The 23,078-nt window shown below is 43.9% G+C and carries 23 protein-coding genes; 10 read left to right on the plus strand and 13 right to left on the minus strand.

All coding sequences use genetic code 11. The annotated features are described in order from the left end of the window. Positions 1 to 246 precede the first annotated feature (246 nt). The gene (locus AC19MV_RS08915; RefSeq protein ID WP_498307073.1) at positions 247 to 837 is read left to right on the plus strand and encodes a protein tyrosine phosphatase family protein; all 591 of its coding nucleotides are present in this window, start codon (positions 247 to 249) and stop codon (positions 835 to 837) included. Between the two features lie 129 nt (positions 838 to 966). Here the strand turns inward: AC19MV_RS08915 and AC19MV_RS08920 are convergent, their stop codons facing one another. From AC19MV_RS08920 to AC19MV_RS08935, 4 genes are all read right to left on the minus strand, one after another. Further along, positions 967 to 1,926: a hypothetical protein gene (locus tag AC19MV_RS08920; protein WP_498307075.1), complete on the minus strand. Its 960-nt coding sequence runs from the start codon at positions 1,924 to 1,926 to the stop codon at positions 967 to 969. 244 nt (positions 1,927 to 2,170) lie between these two features. Continuing rightward, the gene (locus AC19MV_RS08925; protein ID WP_498307077.1) at positions 2,171 to 4,855 is read right to left on the minus strand and encodes a TonB-dependent receptor domain-containing protein; all 2,685 of its coding nucleotides are present in this window, start codon (positions 4,853 to 4,855) and stop codon (positions 2,171 to 2,173) included. Between the two features lie 85 nt (positions 4,856 to 4,940). Next, complete coding sequence (locus tag AC19MV_RS08930) at positions 4,941 to 7,757, minus strand: beta-helix domain-containing protein (protein ID WP_498307079.1); 2,817 nt, start codon at positions 7,755 to 7,757, stop codon at positions 4,941 to 4,943. A 229-nt stretch (positions 7,758 to 7,986) separates the two neighbouring features. After that, positions 7,987 to 8,307: a hypothetical protein gene (locus tag AC19MV_RS08935; protein ID WP_498307081.1), complete on the minus strand. Its 321-nt coding sequence runs from the start codon at positions 8,305 to 8,307 to the stop codon at positions 7,987 to 7,989. A gap of 395 nt (positions 8,308 to 8,702) precedes the next feature. Here AC19MV_RS08935 and AC19MV_RS08940 point away from each other — a divergent pair, with 395 nt between their 5' ends. Beyond that, complete coding sequence (locus AC19MV_RS08940) at positions 8,703 to 9,911, plus strand: potassium/proton antiporter (protein WP_498307083.1); 1,209 nt, start codon at positions 8,703 to 8,705, stop codon at positions 9,909 to 9,911. Between the two features lie 61 nt (positions 9,912 to 9,972). On the opposite strand, the gene AC19MV_RS08945 is transcribed toward AC19MV_RS08940, so the two are convergent. The 4 genes from AC19MV_RS08945 to AC19MV_RS08960 form a co-directional block, all read right to left on the minus strand. Then, positions 9,973 to 11,190, minus strand: coding sequence for a TonB family protein (locus AC19MV_RS08945; RefSeq protein WP_498307085.1), 1,218 nt, complete (start codon positions 11,188 to 11,190; stop codon positions 9,973 to 9,975). Beyond that, positions 11,190 to 11,564 (minus strand): BlaI/MecI/CopY family transcriptional regulator, encoded by a 375-nt coding sequence (locus AC19MV_RS08950; protein WP_432401141.1) that lies wholly within the window; start codon positions 11,562 to 11,564, stop codon positions 11,190 to 11,192. The genes AC19MV_RS08945 and AC19MV_RS08950 overlap by 1 nt, the downstream gene beginning before the upstream one ends. Before the next feature lie 549 nt (positions 11,565 to 12,113). After that, positions 12,114 to 12,290 carry a DUF3012 domain-containing protein gene (locus AC19MV_RS08955; RefSeq protein WP_498299604.1) on the minus strand — a complete coding sequence of 59 codons (177 nt, stop codon included), beginning with the start codon at positions 12,288 to 12,290 and terminating at the stop codon, positions 12,114 to 12,116. Between the two features lie 69 nt (positions 12,291 to 12,359). Continuing rightward, positions 12,360 to 12,725, minus strand: coding sequence for a SpoIIAA family protein (locus AC19MV_RS08960; protein WP_160056017.1), 366 nt, complete (start codon positions 12,723 to 12,725; stop codon positions 12,360 to 12,362). A gap of 263 nt (positions 12,726 to 12,988) precedes the next feature. Here AC19MV_RS08960 and arfB point away from each other — a divergent pair, with 263 nt between their 5' ends. From arfB to AC19MV_RS08990, 6 genes are all read left to right on the plus strand, one after another. Beyond that, positions 12,989 to 13,405, plus strand: coding sequence for an alternative ribosome rescue aminoacyl-tRNA hydrolase ArfB (gene arfB / locus AC19MV_RS08965; RefSeq protein ID WP_188956206.1), 417 nt, complete (start codon positions 12,989 to 12,991; stop codon positions 13,403 to 13,405). 100 nt (positions 13,406 to 13,505) lie between these two features. Further along, positions 13,506 to 13,958: a type II 3-dehydroquinate dehydratase gene (gene aroQ / locus AC19MV_RS08970; RefSeq protein WP_498307087.1), complete on the plus strand. Its 453-nt coding sequence runs from the start codon at positions 13,506 to 13,508 to the stop codon at positions 13,956 to 13,958. 6 nt (positions 13,959 to 13,964) lie between these two features. Further along, on the plus strand, positions 13,965 to 14,228 hold the full coding sequence (locus tag AC19MV_RS08975; RefSeq protein WP_432401132.1) for a DUF3859 domain-containing protein: 264 nt from the start codon (positions 13,965 to 13,967) through the stop codon (positions 14,226 to 14,228). Between the two features lie 221 nt (positions 14,229 to 14,449). After that, complete coding sequence (locus AC19MV_RS08980; RefSeq protein ID WP_498307089.1) at positions 14,450 to 14,620, plus strand: DUF3859 domain-containing protein; 171 nt, start codon at positions 14,450 to 14,452, stop codon at positions 14,618 to 14,620. Between the two features lie 46 nt (positions 14,621 to 14,666). Continuing rightward, complete coding sequence (locus AC19MV_RS08985) at positions 14,667 to 14,771, plus strand: DUF3859 domain-containing protein (RefSeq protein WP_498307234.1); 105 nt, start codon at positions 14,667 to 14,669, stop codon at positions 14,769 to 14,771. A gap of 89 nt (positions 14,772 to 14,860) precedes the next feature. After that, positions 14,861 to 15,868 carry a class I SAM-dependent rRNA methyltransferase gene (locus AC19MV_RS08990; protein WP_498307091.1) on the plus strand — a complete coding sequence of 336 codons (1,008 nt, stop codon included), beginning with the start codon at positions 14,861 to 14,863 and terminating at the stop codon, positions 15,866 to 15,868. Positions 15,869 to 15,950: 82 nt separating this feature from the next. On the opposite strand, the gene AC19MV_RS08995 is transcribed toward AC19MV_RS08990, so the two are convergent. Continuing rightward, entirely contained in the window at positions 15,951 to 17,705 is a 1,755-nt protein-coding gene (locus AC19MV_RS08995; protein ID WP_498307093.1) for an alkaline phosphatase D family protein, read from the minus strand. 322 nt (positions 17,706 to 18,027) lie between these two features. Here AC19MV_RS08995 and ohr point away from each other — a divergent pair, with 322 nt between their 5' ends. Then, positions 18,028 to 18,450, plus strand: a complete 423-nt coding sequence (ohr, locus tag AC19MV_RS09000; RefSeq protein WP_498299600.1) for an organic hydroperoxide reductase Ohr — start codon at positions 18,028 to 18,030, stop codon at positions 18,448 to 18,450. A 91-nt stretch (positions 18,451 to 18,541) separates the two neighbouring features. Here ohr and AC19MV_RS09005 read toward each other — a convergent pair whose 3' ends face one another. The 3 genes from AC19MV_RS09005 to AC19MV_RS09015 form a co-directional block, all read right to left on the minus strand. Further along, positions 18,542 to 19,552, minus strand: coding sequence for an LLM class flavin-dependent oxidoreductase (locus AC19MV_RS09005; protein WP_498307235.1), 1,011 nt, complete (start codon positions 19,550 to 19,552; stop codon positions 18,542 to 18,544). A gap of 33 nt (positions 19,553 to 19,585) precedes the next feature. Continuing rightward, positions 19,586 to 20,110 carry a DUF3087 domain-containing protein gene (locus tag AC19MV_RS09010; RefSeq protein WP_498307095.1) on the minus strand — a complete coding sequence of 175 codons (525 nt, stop codon included), beginning with the start codon at positions 20,108 to 20,110 and terminating at the stop codon, positions 19,586 to 19,588. Between the two features lie 174 nt (positions 20,111 to 20,284). Beyond that, positions 20,285 to 21,052, minus strand: coding sequence for an SDR family NAD(P)-dependent oxidoreductase (locus AC19MV_RS09015; RefSeq protein ID WP_498307096.1), 768 nt, complete (start codon positions 21,050 to 21,052; stop codon positions 20,285 to 20,287). A gap of 105 nt (positions 21,053 to 21,157) precedes the next feature. Here AC19MV_RS09015 and AC19MV_RS09020 point away from each other — a divergent pair, with 105 nt between their 5' ends. Next, a complete protein-coding gene (locus AC19MV_RS09020; protein WP_498307097.1) occupies positions 21,158 to 21,493 on the plus strand; it encodes a winged helix-turn-helix transcriptional regulator in 336 nt (111 codons plus the stop codon). 46 nt (positions 21,494 to 21,539) lie between these two features. Here AC19MV_RS09020 and AC19MV_RS09025 read toward each other — a convergent pair whose 3' ends face one another. Beyond that, complete coding sequence (locus tag AC19MV_RS09025) at positions 21,540 to 22,991, minus strand: MBL fold metallo-hydrolase RNA specificity domain-containing protein (protein ID WP_498307099.1); 1,452 nt, start codon at positions 22,989 to 22,991, stop codon at positions 21,540 to 21,542. Positions 22,992 to 23,078 lie beyond the last annotated feature (87 nt).

A 23,078-nucleotide genomic window follows, 5' to 3' on the forward strand; every position in this document is an offset into this window, starting at 1 on the left:
TATTGTTGTAAAGCGATTAAACGTTACTCAGCCTATACATCACGACGTTAATAGCCATAGGCGCAGAACACAAAGATAGAGCTCGATTCTGGCTCTAAAACATTACCGAAATAACGGTAGGCTTGGCCTGCTCAAGCAGTCACTGTAAGCAGGTCACTTTTATCTGCAAACATAACAATGATATGGTTAACTTGAACACAACGAAAGTTCATCACACGCTATCACGTATCAACTCAAGGAAACCACATGAATACACCACAAGGTTTTAACCTACTGTCCACCAGCATATTAATGTGTTGTTTGTTTTTCAGCGTGGGAGTGTACAGTGTGGGAGTGAATAGTGCAGAAAGTACGACGAATATCGACACCAGCAAACTGGGTGACATTAAAGCGGTTAAGTTTAATAACCCACAAGTGATGACCTCGGGTTTACCGACAGAGCTGCAATTTGAACAACTTGCTCAGGCGGGTATTAAAACCGTGATAAACCTTATCCCTAACGACAATCCAAATGCATTAGCCAATGAGCAGCAAATCGTCACTCAACTGGGCATGAACTATCACAATATTAGCGTTGATTGGCAAAACCCTACACAAGAAAATCTAGCGCAGTTTTACAGCCTGATGCAGCAAAATGGCGATGCACCAGTGCTAGTGCATTGCGCCGCTAATTACCGCGCCTCTGCCTTTTATTATTTATACCAGGCCAGCCAAAACAAAGCGCCGTCAATGGCCGAGGCGCTAACGCCATGGGGCGATTTACAACAAAGTTTTGTAGAATATCCACAGTGGCAGCAACTTATTGAAGAAACAACGCAGCAATATCAAACCCAATAGCCAGACTGAAAAAATCCAAAGCAAGGGCTGACGCTGTGCAGGTAACGCTGAAAACCGAGTTATAAGCACTCGAGGATAATGGCTTAAAGCGATACCCTTGACTGCATCTGGAAAAGCAAATAACGTTATCTACTGCGGCGTACCAGCACTGTTCAAATCCATTTTATACACAGGTGCAGGGATCATCTCTGAGGTGATATAAATACTCTGGCCGTCCTGGCTAAACGCTACCGCTTCGGCTTGTTTTATTGCCGGCAGAGCAATCTGTTGTGGCGCTGTAGAAAACAAGCTTAACCAATCACCGGGTTGAGTGCGGCTAAAATAAAACGCGTGGGTGTAGGTTAAAATGACCGCCGATAACCCATCAGCAGAGATATCCATCGCGGTGGGCTTTCCGGCAAACCCTGCCCAGGTATAAATACTGACATAATCGAGCACTGCGGTAGGTAAAGGTGCAATTTCACCGAGTCTTTTAGCTTGCTTATTCATAACTTGAGCAGGTGAATTATTTGAGCCACTTTGTACTAACGGAGCCATTAAAGGTAGCTCGTATAATATTGGCAGCGTATCGCGTTTGGTCAATAGCAGTATTTTACCCTTTACACTGTCCACCGCGACTGACTCACAATCGTGAGCCCCATCTGGGTAAGTAAATGTCATGCTCCAAACTGGTTGGGCCGACAGGTTTTTTTGGCCATTGAGCAGGCTTAAATCGGGCTCTTTGAGCAAATGTAACTGATACTGCGATCGTTTCGCCTGATTATCACCCACATCGGCGATCAATAAATACGATTCGCCTTGATAAACAAACGAGGCGATATCTTCCCAATCGGTATTCTTTACACCAGTAATATTGAGTGTGGCTAATTGCTGCCCCTGGGTATCGATAGCAAAAATCCTTGCGGTATCACCACTGTCGTTGTGCACCCACAATATCTGATCATTAATCCGCGATACCGCTAATCCACTTGCTTCGTCAATAGACGGCGCTGTAATGCTGCCCGCCTGGCTCATGCCTGTTGGCATCGCACAAGCACTGGTTGATAACGCTAAGATTAAATAGAAAAAAACAGAAATACGCTTAAACATAATGATGAGTTACTCGAGCAGCCGCTGGCAAAAAGTAGAGGTATGTTGGGTATATTAACAATATTGAGTTGAAAAAGATTGATAAAACATATCGTTCGATAATCGCTCACATGACAGTAAATGGAATAAAAAAGGCCACTTTCTTTGTTCCGAAGAAAGTGGCCATGCACGTTTTTAGTGATTGAAATGATGAGTAAAAACCACTAAAAACCAGTACTCGTTTTAATCTTAGCTTACTAGAACATTAATACTCATAGCTGAACTGTAAAGTGTATTCTGTGCCAGGGTCTTTGGCATACACTTGGTAGTCTTGCTGCTCGTACTCGGTGGTTTCACCTAAAATATTTTGGGCTTTCAATTTCACCGTGGTGCTGGTTGTTGGAAAGAATGTATAGGTAAAGTCCAGGCTATGAAATGGCTTTTCATATACGTCATCTAAGCCACCACGCCCACCGTAAGCAATGCGTTCACCAAACACGTTATACACCAATGTGGCACTGTGATAACTGTCGGATGAGTCGTAGCTCAATTGCACGTTAGCCACCCATTGTGAATGCCCTGTCATGCGGCGAGTTTGATTTGTTGGATCGATTTCGCCGTTAGGAGCGATATCAATCTCAGAGTCCCCTACCGTTAAGTTACCGGCAACAAAAAAGTCTTCCCAAATGCTGCCATCACTGCCTAGGAATTCAAGTTCTTGTAAAAATTCAGTTTCGACACCGTAAATGTAACCCGACTCGGCGTTATAAAACTTAAGCTGGCGGCCCGCTTCTGAAATACGCTGAATCGGCTCAATCGGCGCATCGACATCTTTATAAAATGCACCCACGCTGAAGTTGTTGCCCGAGTCTGAGTAGTACTCCCAACGTAAATCGAGGTTTAGAATATCTGAGCTTTCTAACTCTGGATTACCAAAAAAATCAAAACCGGTAACGGGATCTTGAAAGCGCACAGGCGAGACTTCACGCAAGTCAGGACGCACAATGGTTTTACTCGCACCTAAACGCCATTGCGTAGTGTCGGTTTGTTTCCAGGTTAATGACAGCGATGGGAACCAACCGTCTTCAGCAATCACATAATCGGCTAAGTCGTAACGGCCGCCTTCGTCTGAAATCTCACCCTCTGGATCGATTGGCAATGTTACACGGCGAAAGTCTTCGTAACGCACACCAGCATATAGGCGCCATACATCGTCAAAGTCGATATCCATACTGATAAATGCGGCATCGTTTTTCTCGGCAGCAATGTAATCTTCAGTGTCGGTTGATGCATCTTTAAGTTCTAAATCTAGCGTGTTGTTGCTGATGTTGCTGTCTGAGAATATCTCGTCAAAATCACCGGCTAAAATGTTGCCGTTGATGTCGGTTGGGCTTAAATCAACATCTAAACCTAAACGCGTGGCATAGCTTTCGCGGGTGCGCTCAAAGTACTCATAGCCAGCAGTAAGCTTAACAATTGCATCATCGAGATTGATTGGGTAGCTGAAATCCCAACCGTAGTTCGTGCTGTCGTCGTTGAGGCGACTATAAACATATTTTGGCGCATCTTGAGTATTAAGATTACGCGACAAAAGCTCGTTGTTGTCGTCTAACACTACGTTATAAGTGTACGACACTTCATTAGGGGAATAACGCTCAGAACGGGCGTCAGAATACTTCCAGTTAAACTCGGCATCATTTAAGTCTTCAATAAAATGATGACCTTTAATTTGGTTACTGATCAGCGATCGCTCTTCATAATCGATATTATAAACTTGCAACGCATTTGGCTCACCAAGAGTATCGATGGTTTCTTCAATCCCCAGCGACACATCATCTGAGGTGTCTTGCAGGTAAGTGGTGAAGGTTTCGATTTTGTGGTTGTAGCCAATTTCTAACCCTAGGTTAAGCATGCCCGACACTTGCACAATCGAGTCGGTGCCCACGGTGTCTTTTTGGTTTTCAATTTGAACCTGGTTACTGTCGCCGTCTAACTCAACTTCACGCTTGGTGTAGTTTTCAGCTTGTTTTTTATAAGACACTGCCGACAAAGCACCAAAAATAATGTCGTCGCTAATGTCCCAACGATCGCCAATGGCAATGTCGCCACGCACGGCAGGATCAGTACTTTGATTTTGTATCGTCATATCGCGATATAAGCCTAGGGCCAGGTCGCGGTTAATTTTTTGTGCTGCAGGGTAGTTAATCGCCCCGTTTGAGCCACTTACGATATCAATTGGGCTAATGCCACCATATTGATTAATGGTGTCATTAATGGTGCTAGGCATATTGCGGGTGCCGTCATCCTGGCCGGTCCAATCATTGCCGCCGCCATTGTAGGTGTAGCTGTCATCTGAGTCGTTAGTATTGTAACGGCCGCCCACTGAGGCTTTAAAAAAGAAGTCTGACGGAATAGATTTAGTGCGAATATCGACATGTCCGCCACCAAATGCGGCAGGCGAATTAGCTGACGCTGATTTTTGCACCGACAAAGATTCGATGATAGATGCAGGGAACATATCTAAAGGCACAACATTGCGTGTTGGGTCTGGCGAGGGCACGGTAGCCCCGTTTAATGAGGTGCTTGAATAGCGCTCACCTAAACCACGCACATAAATAAACTTGCCATCTTTAAGGGTTAAACCGGTCACACGACGCAGCGCGGCGGCTGCGTCACCGTCACCGGTTCTTGAAATTTGTTCTGAGCCCATAATATCGGCTACAGCAATTTGTTCACGACGTTCTTCAGTGGCTTCTGATGCTGAGCTGCGTAAACGCCCGGTCACTGAAATAACCTCAATTGGTTCAATTGGAATCACTTCACCAGGGTCACGAACAGGCGCTGGTTCTTGCGAGTATACGGGGGTAGCTGTTAATAACGTTGCCGCCGAAATCACAGAGAGAATGGCAAGACTTAACTTATTAACGGTAAAACTCGGCTTGGTTTTCATACTTATACTATCCTGTATGCGGTTCAGAGATAGCCGCCCTTGCGAGCGGCTATTAATAGGTCACTGATTTAGATTATCAAGGTGATTACTGTGGCTCAAAAGCCCAACCTTGACGCCAGTCAGTCTGGCCATCGAATGCACCAATAAAGTTGGTTGATTCGAAGAAGCTGTCATCAATGCTTAAGTCCTTACCTGTACCAAGTAGCGTTGTATCGCTTGCTGCTGGCATGCCATCGGTAATGCTCACCACTGAAGTTGAGTTACCTTCTTGGCCCATAAACCAGGTTTCTGTGCTTATTGCGGTAGTACCTGAGGTTTTAAATGGCTCATTGCAATCAATGATTGAGTGAGTCATCACTAGTGAACCGTCATTAACGTTATCCACTAGGCTCGACACCGAACCGTCAAGCTCTAAACACTCGCCCGATTCTGTCTCAGCAGTGCTGCCTTTACGGCCTTGTACCAGTATGTTGTAAAGCTCACCTGCTGTACCGACACGCAGTAAGATACCTTCGCCGTTGTCGCCGCTAGCATTTGGCGTATCAACCCCCGGTAAAATCGTGAAGTTAGCAAGCTTTGGAGCTGACACCGGTGTTGCCGCTGCGCCTGAGCTATTGCTGTCTGCTTCGATACCACGGTTTGCGTTGCCATCTTCATGAGTGATGTATACAAACTGTGCCTTACCGGTCCAACCGTTAGTCCAATCTAATGAATCGTCAAAGTTTTCAGTTAGGTAAACATATTTTAAATTAACTGCACCGCCCCAAAACTCTACGCCATCATCGCCATTAGCATGCACTTGAATGTGGTCAACTTGCGTACCACTGCCCACTGCTGCAAACGAGATACCGTTCATTTCTTGCGTATCGTTAACTTTAAAGCCGGCATACTTAACAACAACGTAGCTGATTTGGCCGCTGTTATCGGCATTGTCGTTACCGCCATAAGGGAAGTCACCGACCTCAAACGAAGCATCACATGCGTTTTTATCTGGGCATGTGTTAGTTAAGCCTTTACCTAAAATAACCAAACCACCCCATTGACCACGGTCAGCGGTTGCACCGGCAATCACATCTTCTTCAGACGTCATCACAATAGGATAGTCAGCACTACCTTGAGCCATAATTTTAGACCCACGGCTTACGGCAATATAGCTGTTAGAAGTAGCAAATAACTTAGCACCAGCTTGAATAGCAAGGGTGGCTGATGTGCCTTTATCGGCACCGACAAGCACTGCGCCGCCATCAATTTTGTACATTACGTTTTGGCCAGCAAGCAGTGTGGTGTTACTTAACACATTGCCTTCAAGCGTACAGATTAAGGTCACAGATGAATCTTTATATAAACCTGCTACCGCGTCAGAGGCCGTTGTACCCACTGGGCAAGACGTCATCACAGGGAGCTCGGCAGGAGTAGTATCAACATCGTCATGAATGGCGGTAGTCCAACCCGCTGTCCAGTCATTTGTGCCATCAAAAGCACCGATATAGTTGGCGTTATCCAAGCGTGCATCAACGTTGCTTAAGTCAGCTTTTCCGCCCGTTAATGCAACCGAAGATGAGTTAGGCATGTAGTCAGTTAGATCAGAGGCACCCATTAGGTTACCATCCTGGCCGTTAAACCAGGCTTCAACATCTAATGCCAACGTCGTGCCAGCTGCAGCGTCGACTTTGGCATTTTTAAAGGGTTCAACACAGTCAATTAAGCTGTTTTGCATGGTTAACTCTGCGGTATTAGCATTGTTAACGGTGGCATCGTCGTTAACTTCTAAACATTCACCAGAATCTACATCGCCTTTAACTAACACGTTATAAGCGTGAGCGCCTGTGCCCTTACGGAATAGAATACCTTCAGCATCGTCACCGCCGCTATTGGTACCGTTAGCCACTTGAATGGTGATGTTAGCTAATGCAGGTTGCGACATAGGTGATGCTGCGGCATCGCTGTTGCTGTCTGCTTCAATACCACGGTTAGACGCATTATCTGCCAGACGAATATAAACGTGCTGTGCACTACCTTGCCAACCGTTGGTCCAATCTAACGAGTCATCAAAGTTTTCGGTCAGTACCACATTAGAAACCGATACATTACCGCCCCAAAACTCAAGGCCGTCATCGTTATTCATGTGAACTTGTACGTGATCAACTTCAGTACCCGCACCGACACCCGCAAAGCTGATGCCATTCATTTCCTGGGTATCATTGATTTTAAATCCACCAAATTCGATACGTACATATTTGATTGAACCAGAGTTATCTTCGGTGTCATCACCGCCGTAACTGTGATTGCCCACTTCAAATGATGCCGCACAATTGGTTAAATCTGGACAGGTATTCACTGGTGCATTACCCAATAAGACTAAGCCGCCCCATTGACCAGCTTCGCCTTCTTCACCTAAACCGGCTTCAACCGAGGTAAACACGATAGGTGCAGTGGCGGTGCCTTCGGCCATGATTTTTGAACCACGGCTAATCACTAAATATGAGTCGCTGCCACCTAATAGTTTAGTGCCAGGTAAAATCGATAATTCAACTGAGTTTGCATTGTCGCCACCCGCAACAACTGCGCCGTCTAATTGCCATACCACGTCGTTACCTAACACAATTTTGTCGCCATCTTGGCCGCCAGTGCTAATGGTTGAGGCTGCTGTAGAAGGCGCGAGTGTGCCTTTTAATACCCAAACTTCTTTTCCATCAACCGTTGTCGCGCTTTTTGTCGCAAAGCCACTGTAAGATAATTCTTGAGCACTCTGGGTTGGTGTTGTTGGCGTAGTTGGTGTGGTAGGTGTTGTGGTTTCATTTCCAGTGCTGATATTGATATCACCACCACAACCCGCTAGACCTAGCGTGGCAGCAAGCGCTGTAGAAAGTGCAGTCAGTTTAAAAATATTTTTCAGTTCCATTGTCATCTCCGAAGACGGACGTAAGCGTGTGAGTTAGTTGGCTGGATGACAAGCTAACGTGCAAAAATGACAAAAAGACTGCGTAAAAATGACAGTAACATTTCAATAACATTGCAGAAATATGCAAATCCAATGAACATGCGGCTTAGAAGGGATTTATGGCTGAATAAAATCTTAACAAAAAAGACAAAATAATAACGTTACTTGAATATTGGCAACACAAAACGGTTCACATCACAGCTGCGTAAAGAACCCATAAACCAAATACTAAGGCGACGAGCCCTGCTGGCTTAAACCAGCTTACGCAATGTTTTGCGGCCGTTACGGCAAATTTTTCATGGTGTTTTTCTGTCATAAAAACCAAAACAATAGCAACTATAAACAACAGGTTACCAACAAACTCAAATACAAGTGGGTACGCAGTGTTGTGTGCGTCTAATAACAAGGCTGCACCAATAGCTAAGCGCGAGAGGATTTCAAAATAATGGAAGTAGCGTTTGCGACTAAAGACAATAATCGCATCAGCAAATGCGACTGGTTTAAGGAGCATAAACAATCCGAAACAACAGATGCTAATGCCCCAAATACTGATTAATATGGCCATGTTAAGCCTGTAAAATAATGCTCATACAATATATTAGCACCGAAAAAATGTAATAAAAATGTTAATCTCTATAAGTGGGTTTTGACTACGAGACTTAATTGACCCGTCTGTTCGATTAGGTTGCTAAATAAGTTGTTTATGAGTCAATATCACTAGCAGAATACGTTAAAAATCCACAGAGAACATCAGCGGTTATATTCACAAAACTCTTAATTAAGTTAAACAGCAACTCACTGACAAGGTATGAATAAATATTAATAAATGCTCATAAAACTAGTTTAGGCTAATTTAATGCTAAAATAGCCATAATATACAGCCTTTCTTGCCTATGGAGTGCCAATATGCCACCAGATATTATTATATTAGGAATATCAATCCTTATTGCTATCGGCATTTTACTCCATCACCCATCGAAAACACTGGGCTTACCGTCATTATTGATTTTTATGGGCGTTGGCCTGGCTTTTGGTAATGGTGAATTTGGTTTTGTTTACGACAATCTTCAACTCACATCGGCAATAGGTACCGTTGCACTCAACACCATTGTGTTTGTGGGCGGCCTCAATACGCCAATGAAACACATTCACTTTGCCTGGAAAGAAGGCGGCATGTTGTCGAGCGCTGGCGTTATTCTCACAACCGTTATTTTTGGCTTTATATTGAATGCGTTACTCGATTTTAATCTCATTACTTGCATGCTGTTTGCTGCAGTAGTGTCATCAACCGATGCGGCGGCGGTATTTTCAATTTTAGAATCTAAAAAGCTTAAGTTAAAACACGGCACTGGCACTATTTTAGAATTCGAATCGGCCACAAACGACCCCATCGCCTTGCTCATGGTTATCATGCTCACCGACTTTATTATCAATAGCGCTAACGGCGCGCCAACGGCGTTATCTATCGCCACAAGCTTAGGGCAACAAATTGGTGTCGGCGCGGTTATTGGCCTCATTATGGGTAAATTATCGGTTTGGGCACTAAACAACATCAAACTGCCAGAATTTGGACTTATCCCGGTGTTTATCCTGGCGACATTTGCTATTACCGTTTCCAGCACTGAAATTTTAGGCGGTAACGAGTTAATTGCGGTGTACATTGCTGGGGTCATTATTGGTAACTATTTAAAGAAAGGGGCTGAAGTCAGTAAGCATTTCTTTAATGGTATATCCTGGCTAGCACAGTCATTAATGTTTATTATCTTAGGCTTACAGATATTCCCTCAACAATTAATGCCGGTATTTACTATCTCATTATTGCCCGCAGTACTGCTTATTATGGTCGCTAGGCCATTAGCGGTGCAGTTATGTTACTTACCTTTTAGGCAAGCAAGTTGGCGTAAACGCTTATTTGTATCAATGATTGGATTGAAAGGGGCGACACCGATTGTATTTGCACTTATCCCAGCCGCCGCTGGAGTTGAAGGCTCACGAGAAATGATCCACATGGTGTTTTTCATCGTGCTGATTTCGGTCATTGTTCAAGGAGCAGCCATTGAACCGTTGGCGAATAAATTGAAGTTAAACTTACAACCTAAAAAGCCTGATTTATAAAAATGATTCAATGCCCCATAGCAATGAGGCATTGAATCATTTTCAGTATCTTTGTTATTTGTTATTTTACCGTGATTCTCTCGACTGATTTCTCAGGTTGATGGATCACATAATCTAACTGTACTTGTAGGCCTTTAAACCCAGTTGCAGAAGGTTGATACTTCCATTGCTTAAGGGCTTCAACAGCCGAAGTATCAAACACTCCTTTAGGTGAAGCCTTAATCACATTCACATTAGCTACACTGCCTGTTGGGTTAATATCAAACGACATTTGTACGTAACCATTTACTCCTTCTTTAGCAGCATTAACCGGATAAGTAGGCTCAATTCTAATGACGGGTAATGCCATGTCGCTCGTTGTATTGGCAATATTCACTTGGCCACCGGCATAGGCTTGTTGATTAAACATAAAGGCACTCACACCGATAGCCAATGTCATACCAATCAATACTAAGGTGCTTTTTCCATGTTGCTTTTTCATCTGTAAGATCCTCTCTTTTAAGATAGTTTTATCCCCATAATGGGTGTGTAACATGCTTAATGGTGCATGTTGTGAATAGGCCAATAACGTGTTGCTATAGGCAATTTTAGAATGGGCTTCCATGTGAGCTGTCACTTGCGCATCACAAGACAATTCTTGATCTTGTCTAAATCGACGGTATGCCAACCACATCAATGGATTAAACCAAAACAGCACCGTCAAACCATAAGCCAAAATATTGCTCCACACATCACCACGTTGATAGTGATAAACCTCGTGTTGAAGAATGGCTTGCTGCTGGCTTTCATCGAGTAATGTAAAGCTCGTTGGCACTAAAATACTAGGAGTAATCACTCCTGCTAGCATTGGTGATTCGATATCTGGATGGACTAATACGTTAAGCTTTACTGAAGGAATATCTAGCTGACGTCCACGCTCGATTAACCGTTGCAGGTAGCCGTATTCCATCACGATATTAGCGACTAAAAACGTGATACCGATACCGTAGAGATATGGCAGATATAACAGGTCAAATAAGCCTGCCGACAATGCAACCGTGTCGGTCGCAAACACGTAGTATTGCTGCATGATTATCGACGTGTTATTGCTGGAAAATCCGTTAAAAATCGAGGGCAATAGCATTTGTAATACGTCGACAAACACGAAAACTGGCACTATGATCCACATAAAATAGGTGTAGTGTGCGCCTAGTTTAGACAGTAAAAGGCGGTGCGAAACCAATAACACTATACACACTACACTCAGTGAAATGGTTTGTTCCATAAACCAATTAATCATCACTTTTGCTCCTTTTTCCAGTCATCAAGTAAGGTTTGCAGTTCAGCAACATCATCAGCAGACAACTTATTTTTTTGCGCAAAACCAGCCACCAGTGGGGTTAACTTGCCCGCAAACATGCGCTCAACAAACGACAGAGATTCTTTCAGCGTATAGTCTTGCTCGGCAATTAATGGTGAGTAATGGTAAACCCGACCTTGTTTTTCAAAGCTCACAGCTTGTTTTTTAACTAAGCGATTGAGCAAGGTTTTAACCGTTTTTTCATGCATATCGTGACTATGCTCTAAGGCATCCACAATCTCACTTGAGGTCAATGGCGACTGCAACCAAAGCTGCTGCAACACGACTAATTCACTATTACTGATTTCTTTCATGCTATATCGCTCATTTGTTGTTAGAACTTGTTAGGTTACAAATGGATTACAGGTGTAATCCATTTATTTAAATTACAACTGTAATCTTAAATAAGCAAGGTTTATTTTTAAGCAATTTAAGAATAAAAATGAAAAAAGCCTAGGGCCTGTTGATCTTTGCTGGTTAAATTTTGTTCGAGTTAAAAACGTTTTAATCGAGGCGAATGGATTGATGCCTAGTCATCTAAGCAAAATTCATTCAACAAAGAGTAAAACGTTTTTAGCCGAACCCTTCGGGCAGCGTTTGTTGGCCATTTTTACTGCGTTATCGACTTTTTATGTAGAATAACTACACCTCTAAGTCTCTGCCGCGCAGTTGTATATGTGAGTAATGGCCTACAATTCGCTGCAAAAATAACCTTGAAAGATCAACAGGCCCTAATCAGATGACTAGGCTTAAGATTGAACTTTTATCTAACTAACAGGCTTTATATCGATAGTTATTTTGTTCTTTGTTGAAGTGACCTACCTGTAATTGATGTGCTGCGAACCATTACAGAGAAAATGAGCTTATTTAAATACGCAGTGTTTTGCGTAATCAGCGGCTTCATTTGCACTCCAATCGCCACTTTCTTTTTCTTTCATTTGCTTACACCAAGCATCGCTGCCGACTTCAGGTGCACAAGCGGTAAGGCTAAGGGTTAATAACAATGCGCTTGAAGCAGCAACTAATTTTGATAAAGACATAAATAAGCTATCCTTTTCTAATAAATATTCGGAATTTGTTGACCCTTTTCGGTATCAGCAAACCATAAACTAACACTTTGAACGTTTAGCAATCCACGCAATAGCATCTTGTTTTTGCGATAACGGAAACCATGCTACCTCACCTTGCATAAATGGTCCCATTAAACGTACAGCATTACCCACCCAATCTGGGCCGCCAACAAACACTAGCGCATCAAAAGCAGGTAATTGCACTTCACCACTGCCGGTTAATGAACCAAAGTCCCAGCCTTCGAGCAATACATCGGCTTCGATATACAAACACACCTGGTCCCAATCTTTACGATAGGCACGAATAGCAGGCTGTAAACGGGTACGGTAATCTGGCGCAGATAAGCGACCACTGACAAATAAACTAATGACACCCTTGGTAATATCGGGGATTTGACACAACATAACGCTAACTCCAGCCTGATCATCAGGCGATAGAACAGGCTTTATACGGTGATGCTATCGTGTAAAGCAATAATGGCGCTCATGATAGCAAAACTCTGCAATTGATTTCATTAAATATGTAATAACTCAGAGCGCAGTCAGAGTTTTACTGGTGTCGTGGCGAGTTAACGCTAAGACTCATAAATGGCCACCGCTGAAATACATGCCCAATTACGGTATAATGACCTGATATTGAATAAATTTAAGGGGACTTCCTCAACAGAATGATACAAATTACTCAACGAGTCATATTGCAAGACAACGAAGTCGAATGGCAGTTTGTTCGCTCAAGTGGCGCTGGCGGTCAAAATGTTAATAAAGTATCGACAGCGGCCCAGCTTAGCTTCGATATTGCGTCATCGTCTTTGCCTGAATTTTATCAACAAAAGCTGTTAGCCAAAGCCGATCACCGCATTACTAAAAGCGGAAAAATTGTCATTAAATGTCAACAATCAAGAAGCCAGGATTTTAATCGCCAAACCGCGTTAGAACAATTTATTGAGCTGGTAAAAAGTGTCGGCATAGTACAAAAGAAGCGCATACCGACCAAAGCGACCAAAGGCAGCCAAACAAGACGGATAGAAACCAAAAAGCAGCGTGGTGCCACCAAAGCTATGCGTCAAAATAAAACCGGCTATTAATGCATATTTAGCCGTGAGATGAACATTTTTAGGTTTACCACGCGCGCATCTTCAGTAAGAATGGACTCATTCGCTTATCGCCCACAACACAGGAAGTCCCATGAGCAGCACAGCCAAAGTTTTAGTGATTAACGGCCCTAATCTAAATTTGCTTGGCCGTCGCGAGCCGGGCCACTATGGCCATCAAACCTTAGCCACTATTGTGAGCGATTTAACCGATGCCGCAAACCAGGTTGGTGTCACGTTAGAGCACATTCAATCGAACTCTGAATACCAGATTATTGATGCGATTCATGCAACCGATGCCCAGTTTATTATCATCAATCCCGCTGCATTTACCCACACCAGTGTAGCCCTGCGTGACGCGATACTCGGCGTTGCCATTCCGTTTATTGAAGTGCATTTATCCAATGTGCATGCGCGTGAGCCTTTTAGACACCATTCGTATTTTTCAGACAAAGCCCTAGGGGTTATTTGTGGGCTAGGAGCGCAAGGTTATGATTTTGCTCTGCAAGCAGCGATTAAGTACCTAAAAGAGCACAGCAAAGGTTAATCTGATTTGAGTAAGCTAAAAGCCGACGTCAGCATTGTTTATAGTGGACTCTTTAGCCAATGGAACAGCGAGAGCGATGACTTGCCACGTTTTTTAGAGGCGACAGTTCACGTTCCCGCCGTTATCGATACTGAGTTTGGCTTTATTGCTAGGATCAAAAAAGCCAAAAACCAAGTATTAACCTACTGCATATATCATCCTGATATTCCTGATGACGATGGCAATGTGAGACCACCGTTTGATGGGACGGTTAATACCCAATCGACCTGAAGATGCTCGATTTCAGCAAGAGTTTACACACGTTTAGGCAAGGCATTTATTGCTGGTAATGGTTATCCCTTTCCAAAATCGATAACGCAGCATAAACGCGTGTAAAACTTGCCCTTTGGGAGCTTCACCGTGTTCCCACTACGTTGTTGCGCTAATTTATAAGGTGCCTACATTACCGCATTAACGCGCTTAGTATTGAAAACACGGTGAAGCTCTGAAACATGCATCGTCAGGTTGATTGGGTATCGATCAAAGAAAACGATTGGCGCTTTTACCTGGGTGATTGCATTTGGGCGCCAGTAAATAACAAAGTTGGCAACTGGCGAATGACTCTTGAGCTCAATGGCAAAATTGTTGCCGACAAAACCTTTAAGGTATTTCTCCCCGAATAAAGTGAAGCTTTATCGATAATCTCACTACCACATTAATGATGATTGCATTTGGACTCCAGTAAACAACAAAGTCGGTAACTGGCGAATGACACTTGAACTCAATGGCAAAATTGTTGCCGACAAAACCTTTAAGGTATTTCTCCCCGAATAAAGTGAAGCTTTATCGATAATCTCGCTACCACATTCGAGGTGATTGTTTGCTATACTCCGCGCAAATTGCCCCGCCATTATCGAGTGTCCATGTCTATTCAAGCTGTTTTAACTGATGCGTTAGCGAAACGCGCTGCCTTTTTTGAGCACGCTAAGCAACATAACACCGATTGTTATCGGGTATTTCATGGCACTGTAGAAGGCGAAAATGGCCTTAATATTGACCGTTACGGCGATGCGTGGTTAATCCAAACATTTCACCAGACATTATCAGACGAGCAACTGGCAGAGATTTCAAGTGTGCTGACCGCTCATGCTGACTTTCATATCGTTTACAACGATCGCTCAGGCAGCCACTCGCGAGTCGCCAACGCTGGCGTAAATGAAGCCCAGGATTACGCCCAAACCGAACAAGTTATCCGTGAAAACGGCATTCTGTTTACCTCTAAGCTACGCCACGAAGGTCAAGACCCGCTGTTGTTTTTAGACATGCGCATTGGTCGTGAATATGTGTGTGACAACAGTAATGGTAAAACCGTGCTCAACCTGTTTTCGTACACTTGTGGCATTGGTATTGCCGCAGCCATGGGCGGCGCGCGTAAAGTGATGAATGTCGATTTTTCATCATTTGCATTAGCAGCAGGGCAAAAAAATGCCGAGTTAAACAAGGTCACCGATGTGTGTGAGTTTGTGCAAAGCGATGCGTTTCCGGCGCTGCGTCAATTAGCGGGTTTACCGGTTGGCGGACGTCGCAATCAAAAACTGCCTAAATACCCAAAACTGCGGGCCATGCAATTTGATTTAGTGTTTTTAGACCCACCACGCTTTGCTAAAAGCGCCTTTGGCATTGTTGATTTAGTGAATGATTATCAGGGGTTATTTAAACCCGCAGTGCTCACCACTAAAGCTGGTGGTAAAATTGTGTGTTGTAACAATGTCGCCAAAGTGGATCGTCAGGCATGGTATGACAGCCTGGTGCGCTGCGTTGAAAAACAGGGCCGTAAAGTCACTGCAACACAGTGGTTAGACTGCCATCAAGACTTCCCTGCATTTGATGATAATCACCCATTAAAAATTGTCGTGCTGACGATAGATTAATCGACAGTCTATCGACTATTGACGACAAACAATTAAGCCACCAAAAAGGTGGCTGAATTGTTTGGTTAACCCAAAATCTGGCTTACGAGATTTGTGGATTACCCACTGCACTCGTTGCGCTGTAATTACGCGCATCTAAACTCGTAAAGCTTTTATCTAAAATGGTATCTACGTATTGCCAATCACTGCGTACTGCATCAGCTGTGAAAGTCAGTAATAAATAACCGCGATCTTTTAAGTTAGCGTATTTAAGGTCGCTAATTAAGCCCACGATGGCTGCTTCGGTTGCAGGCATCTCAGCATCAGACAAACCTAAGTAATACTCGAGCCCAGGTGACGATACTGAGCTGGTAGCAAATTCAACACCCACGACACTTCCGTTGGTGTCTGTTAACTCACTTGCCCAGGCATTATGGGTGTCGCCCGCAATTACCACTAAATTATGATTTAACGATTTGGCGGTCGCGTAAATCACTTCACGCTCGTAGGCGTAACCGTCCCACGCGTCTAAATTGTACGGAATAGATGGCAATTGTAATAACGCCATCACCTCTGGGGTCAACTTGTCTTGATTAGCTTGTAAGTACGCCAGTTGTTCTGCCGTTAATGTGCTGTCCCCAGCTTGTGCTCGCCCTGCCAATTGGGCAATGCCGGCCAGCTCAGCAAATTGTGGAATACTCATTTGCTGAGTTGCAATGGCGGCGGGCATTAACATTTTACCCATTAACACCTGTTGTCCTAATACCTGCCATTTAGCTGTACTCTGCAACAAGGTTTGTTGTAGCCACAATAGTTGTGTTTGCCCAAGTAGCGTGCGATTGGTGTCGGTGACCGCAGCCAAAAACGTGTCGCTGTTAAACGAACCGGTAGCAGGGTCAATGTAGTCGCCGTATTCTAATTGTTTATCGCGACCCAGCACACGAGTATCGAGCATGTGCAAATCAACCAAGTTACCGAAATTAAAACTTCTGTAGATTTCTTCATGATTACCCTCACTCCAAGGTCGGATTGGCAGCCACTCAAAATAAGCTTGCAAGGCAGCGGCTTTGCGCTCATCAAAATCACCTTCACCGTCGTTATGATTTTCTGCGCCGTCTTTCCAGGTGTCATTGGCAACTTCATGGTCGTCCCACACCGTAATAAACGGCACTTTGGCATGCAGCTTTTGTAAGCTTACATCGCTTCGGTATTGGCTATAACGAGTACGGTAATCGGCTAATAGAAACAGCTCACCTTCAGGTAAAACTTCACGACCTAATGCGGCAGCATTTTCGCTGGCATATTCACCACGAGCATACTCATATAGGTAATCCCCTAAATGCACCACTGCATCTAAATCATCTTGCTGAGCGGCCATTTCGTACACATTGAAATAACCTGCAGGGAAATTAGCACACGACATTACCGCAAGCTTAACCGAATCAACACTGCCCTCAGGTAAAGTGCGAGTTTGCCCCACCTCCGATACGTTTTCGCCCGCGTTAAAGCGATAAAAATATTGCTGGCCGGCCACTAATCCCACGGCATCAATTTTAACGGTATAGTCGCGGCTATCATTAGTAACGGTTTTGCCATTTGTGACCAAATCAGTAAAGTCACTGTCTGTCGCCACTTCCCATGACACCGTTATATCGCCTGGCGTATCTGGAGTGACTCGCGTCCATAAGATCACGGCATCTGTTGCTGGATCACCACTGGCAACACCTTGTAAAAACTGACCTGAAATAACATCGTCGTCATCACTATTACAACCCATTAAACCGTAAGACACGACAACAGCACCAACGCCCTTGGCCGACATAGCTAGAAAATCACGACGAGTGACAAACCGTTTCATAAACAAATCCTTATTTTTACTATTCACATGCGGCTATGTCAGTCATAGCCAAAGAGGTCTAATGAGCGCCTATTGTGAAAGTAAACGATGACATAACAGTGACAAAATCATGACAACCCCGCCTTGCCTGCACCCGTAAACGATTTTCAAATAATGCCTATTCATACGCGGCTTTTTAACGTGAAGTGAACTGGTTAAAAATTAAATTGCGCACAATGTAGTTGCATTTTAATTTTCGCTTAGTTATAGTGAACACAATTAGATTGCACACAACTTAAATTATACATAACTTAAAATAGTTTACTTATACACGAGGTTTATTATGTCAACGTTATACACCACTTCAGCAACAGCATTAGCCGGCCGTAATGGTCAAGTTTCTACCGACGACAAAAAAGTCGACTTACAATTAAGTTACCCAAAAGAAATGGGTGGCAGCGGTGAGTTTACTAACCCAGAACAATTATTTGCCGCAGGTTATGCCGCATGTTTCTCAAACGCAATATTGCACGTCGCGACCCAAGGGAAAGTGGCCATCAAAGCGGCGCCAACCACAGCAACAGTAGGTATTGGCCCTAACGATAATGGCGGATTTGCACTTACAGTCGCCCTTGCAGTTGAACTTGATTTAGACCAGGAAGCAGCAGAAAAGCTGGTTAAAACAGCACACCAAGTTTGCCCATATTCAAATGCAGTACGTGGCAACATTGATGTAAAATTAACCGTTAATGGCCAAGCGATTTAACGCAAAAAATTACTGCGTAAGGTGTGTTTAGCCAAAAAAAACCAAGACGCGAGTCTTGGTTTTTTGTTGTTGGATACCTAGAGAGTTGTAACTACGCCTTAATACTCATTAAAATATCGAGTGCGCGCAAGCGGTGCTCGTTGCGGTATAAATCGTTAGTAAACATCACTTCATCTACGCCAAGCTGCTCAACAAACACCTCCAAACGATGCTTAATGGTCGCTGGGCCACCGCAAATAGATAAGCTTAAGAAACTATCGACATAGCTTTTTTCTTGCTCGCTCCACAACCCATCCATGCTGTCGATAGGTGGTTTTAGCCACATTTCCTCGCCACGAATAAGCGCTAAAATACGTTGTTTTGATGTGGTGCTTAGGAACTGCGCTTCTTCATCGGTAGGCGCTGCCACTAACGGTAACCCAACCATCACATAAGGTTTAGCGAGCACTGCCGACGGGGTAAATTCACGGCGATATAGCGCAATGGCTTCTGATAAAAAGCGTGGTGCAAAATGGCCCGCAAACACATACGGCAAACCACGTTGTGCCGCGAGTTGCGCACTGAACAAACTTGAACCTAATAACCATATCGGTACATTGGTATTCTCGCCCGGAATAGCCCTTACCGCTTTAGCTTGCCCAATTTGGCGCGCTTCACGTGGGCCGAGTAATGATTGCAGCTCACTGACCTCATCGGGGAAATGCTCTGCCCGCTGGGTATCACGATTAAGCGCTAAGCTGGTTACCGGGTCACTGCCCGGCGCACGGCCTAGGCCTAAATCAATCCGCCCTGGATACAAACTGGCTAAGGTGCCAAATTGCTCTGCCACCACAAGCGGCGCATGATTAGGCAGCATAATGCCACCCGCGCCCACTCTAATGCGCTTAGTGCCACCCGCAATATAACCAATCAGAATTGATGTTGCCGAGCAAATAATGCCTGGCATATTGTGATGTTCGGCTAACCAAAAACGATTAATACCCAGGCTTTCTGCATGCTGGGCATAACCTAAACTGTCTTTTAAGGTATCGGTGATGGTGGAATCTTCGCGCATTGGCGCAAGTTCGAGTAGCGAAAAAGGAATATCAGCCAATATTGACATCATGGCTCCTTATTTGAAGAGTAAAAAATCGGGCTAAAAGGCTTGTAGCATCTCGGGAGTAAATTCGTCGGTATCGATAGTAAAACCGGCAGCTTCAATCGCTTGCTGTAATTTATCGAGCTCATTATTGACGTTAGACATGGTTAAGGTGTTGTTATCTAACTCGTAAACTATCGCCAAACTTTGATAATAAAAACTCAATATCACTAAGGCATCACGGTTATTGTCTTTGGCCGCTTGTTGCACTGCTTTTAGTTTACGGAAAATTTTGTTTTGCAGCTGTTTAAGTTGCCACACGTAATACACTTCATAAAACTTGGGTTTTTCGCGTAGGTTGCGGATCAATAAACTGCAAACCATTAACGCTAAAATGACGCCAGTAAAATTAAGATGAAAATTCCCCGAAGACTCTGCGCCAGGTAACGGCTTAACGCCAAAGAAATAAATCATCAACTGACCAAACACTAACGACAAAATGGCCAGAGTAACCACTAAGCCAATTTGCACCTGATTGTTAACTGAACGGTATTGGCTTTTATCTATTTTAACTAACTTCATTTTGTTACTCGCACATTTCACACTACAGAATTATGCATAGCTTAACGTGCAGCCAAGCCAGAACAAAAGAGTAAATAGATTTAAATCAGATTAAAAAGACACAAGCCCTTAAATCATCAATAATTTAAGGGCTTACTGTCATTACAAAAATGAGCTTACTAGGGCCGGTTGATCTTAATTACGGCCTGCCATTACGCCGCCATCAACATCCCAAATTGCGCCAGTCACCCAGCCCGCTTGTGGAGACAATAAAAACGTTACGCTGTTTGCAACATCAACTGGCGTACCAATGCGACCAATAGGGTGGAATCCATTAAAGCCCGCCAATGCGCTTTCAACATCTTTTGGCTCAATAAAGGCTTCATAAATTGGGGTAATCACTACCGCTGGCGACACAGCGTTCACGCGGATATTATGCTCTGCTAATTCCATCGCCATATGTTGAGTCAGTGCATGTAAACCGGCTTTTGCCATAGAATAAGCACTAGACGGAGTCGCTTTAATGGCTTGCTTGCCCCACATAGAGCCAATATTAACAATACTGCCACCGCCAAACTTAACCATGTTTCTAGCCACAGCTTGCGAAATCACAAATATCGCTTTGTTAAGCTCCATGTAAATGTCGTAGTCACTCAGTTGATGATCTAAAAATGGCTTAGGGTTGAAATAACCTGCCGCATTAACCAAATAATCTATTTTACTGTCCAGCGCATCAATCATATCAACTACGCGCTGTAAATCTTGTGCGTTGTATAAGTTTGCTTGAACACCACTGACCTTGCCCAGTACTGATAACTGCTCAACGGCAGCGTCGAGCTTTTGAGGGTTGTTGCCGACAATAATTGTGGCACTGCCTTGGGAGATTAATTGCTTAGCGGTTTCAAAACCAATACCACTGGTACCGCCAATAATTAACGCTGTTGTTTGAGTGAATGCTGTCATTTGTTGACACCTAAGTTACGAATAAGTGTGATAAGCTTATTGAGAAACTATCCACTTGAATAGTAAGTACAATTTAGTTCCATAGGTACTTTTAGGTACATATTGATGAATACAAAAGAAAAATTATTTCCGCGAAAGTCTGCCCCAGAAAAATCAGCCAGAATGGTCGAAACGATTTACGGCTGCAAATGGTCGTTAACTGTGTATCAGTTGCTCGCCAATAACATTAATCGTCCCGGTGAGATGGTTAAATCGGTTGATGGGCTCAGCACTAAAGTGCTTAATCAATGCCTGAAGAAAAACCTCGAGTTTGGGATTTTGAATAAAATTAACTATCCCGAAATCCCACCTAGAGTCGAATACGAAGTCACTGACTTTGGACAAAAATTTATGCGGATTTTAGACGACATTGAAAAGCTGCAACACGAAATTGATGCCTAGCCAGCAGGCTAAGCATCCATTATCTCTTTTCGTTTTAAACTTGTGATTATTCACTGGCAGCATTGAGCCAGACCAGTTTGGGTAACGCAGTTAAATCTAAACAATCTCCGCGCTTCGCAATCGCACTGCTTTTCGGCTTAGTGGCCTCATCTTGATTAAGCGCTTGTATTAACACTTGCTGCGCTTCGGGCTCACCATGCACCAATATAATGGCGGGTGAGCCTTCAAAGTGATGATACCAACGCAGCAACTCAGCCTGATCAGCATGGGCAGACAAACCGCCTACGGTGTGAATACGCGCAGCCACTTTGACACTTTGGCCATGAATGGTCAGCTCTTCTGCGCCATCCACTAATAAGCGCCCTGGCGTGCCTAACGCTTGATAACCACAAATAATAATGTTGGCTTCTTTACGCCATAAATTATGCACAAAATGGTTACGAATTCGGCCACCATTACACATGCCGCTACCCGCAATCACTATTAACCCTTCGTGAATGTCGTTAAGCTCAATAGACTCCTCGGTGCTGCTGACAAACTCAGCACACGATAGTAATGGATGCTTGCCGGGAGATAAACGTGTAAAGCGCTTAAAGTCATCGTCCAGTATGGGGTAATTGTTCACGTAAACTTGTGTGGCTTTAATCGCCATTGGGCTGTCTAAGCAAATACGCCAGCGCGATAAATCCCATTCTTTGGCATACAAATGGAATAGATACAGTAACTCTTGTGCTCGACCGACTGAAAATGCTGGAATTAAAATATTACCGCGACTTTCACTAATGGTCGTTTTAAAAATGGATTTAAGCTCAACCAGAGTGTCCTGCCAGCTGCGGTGTAAACGGTTGCCGTAAGTGCTTTCCATCAACACTAAATCAGCTTTATCGATAAAGGTAGGATCATCCAAAATAGGCATGCCTGCTCGGCCTAAGTCACCGCTAAACACCAATTTTTTCTGTTCAGGTTGTTGCCCTAGCCACAACTCAACCACAGCAGAACCCAAAATATGCCCCGCATCAGATAAACAGACTTCTATTTCGTCTGCCACCTTTACTCGCTGACCATAATCGAGAACCACAAACTGGGTTAACACCTGCTCGACATCTTCTTCCGTAAACAATGGCTCGAGCTCTTCTAAATCGTGCTTAGCACGCTTTTTATTGGTCCTTTCTGTATCACGCTCTTGTAGCATCGCAGCGTCGCGCAACATAATGTCGCATAATTGTGCCGTCGCTCGTTGAGTGTAAATGGGGCCGCTATAACCTTGCTTGACCAAATAGGCGAGCCGTCCTGAATGATCAATATGGGCATGGCTTAACACCACCGCGTGAATTTGCTCTGCTTGGAATGGAAAGGGATCATGATTACGTAATTCATCCGCTTTACCGCCTTGAATAAGTCCGCAATCAAGCAACACTTGCTGACCACCAACCGTAAGTAAGTGGCATGAACCGGTAACCTCTTCAGTCGCACCGAAAAACTGCAATGTCATTTGCATAATGTCACTCCTCTCTATTTACGTTTTAAACAAAGTCCTTAAGTTAAGCCTATGCCATTTGCAGAATAAAATAGCGATCTAGGTCAA

Source organism: Shewanella sp. MF05913 (genome assembly GCF_059758095.1).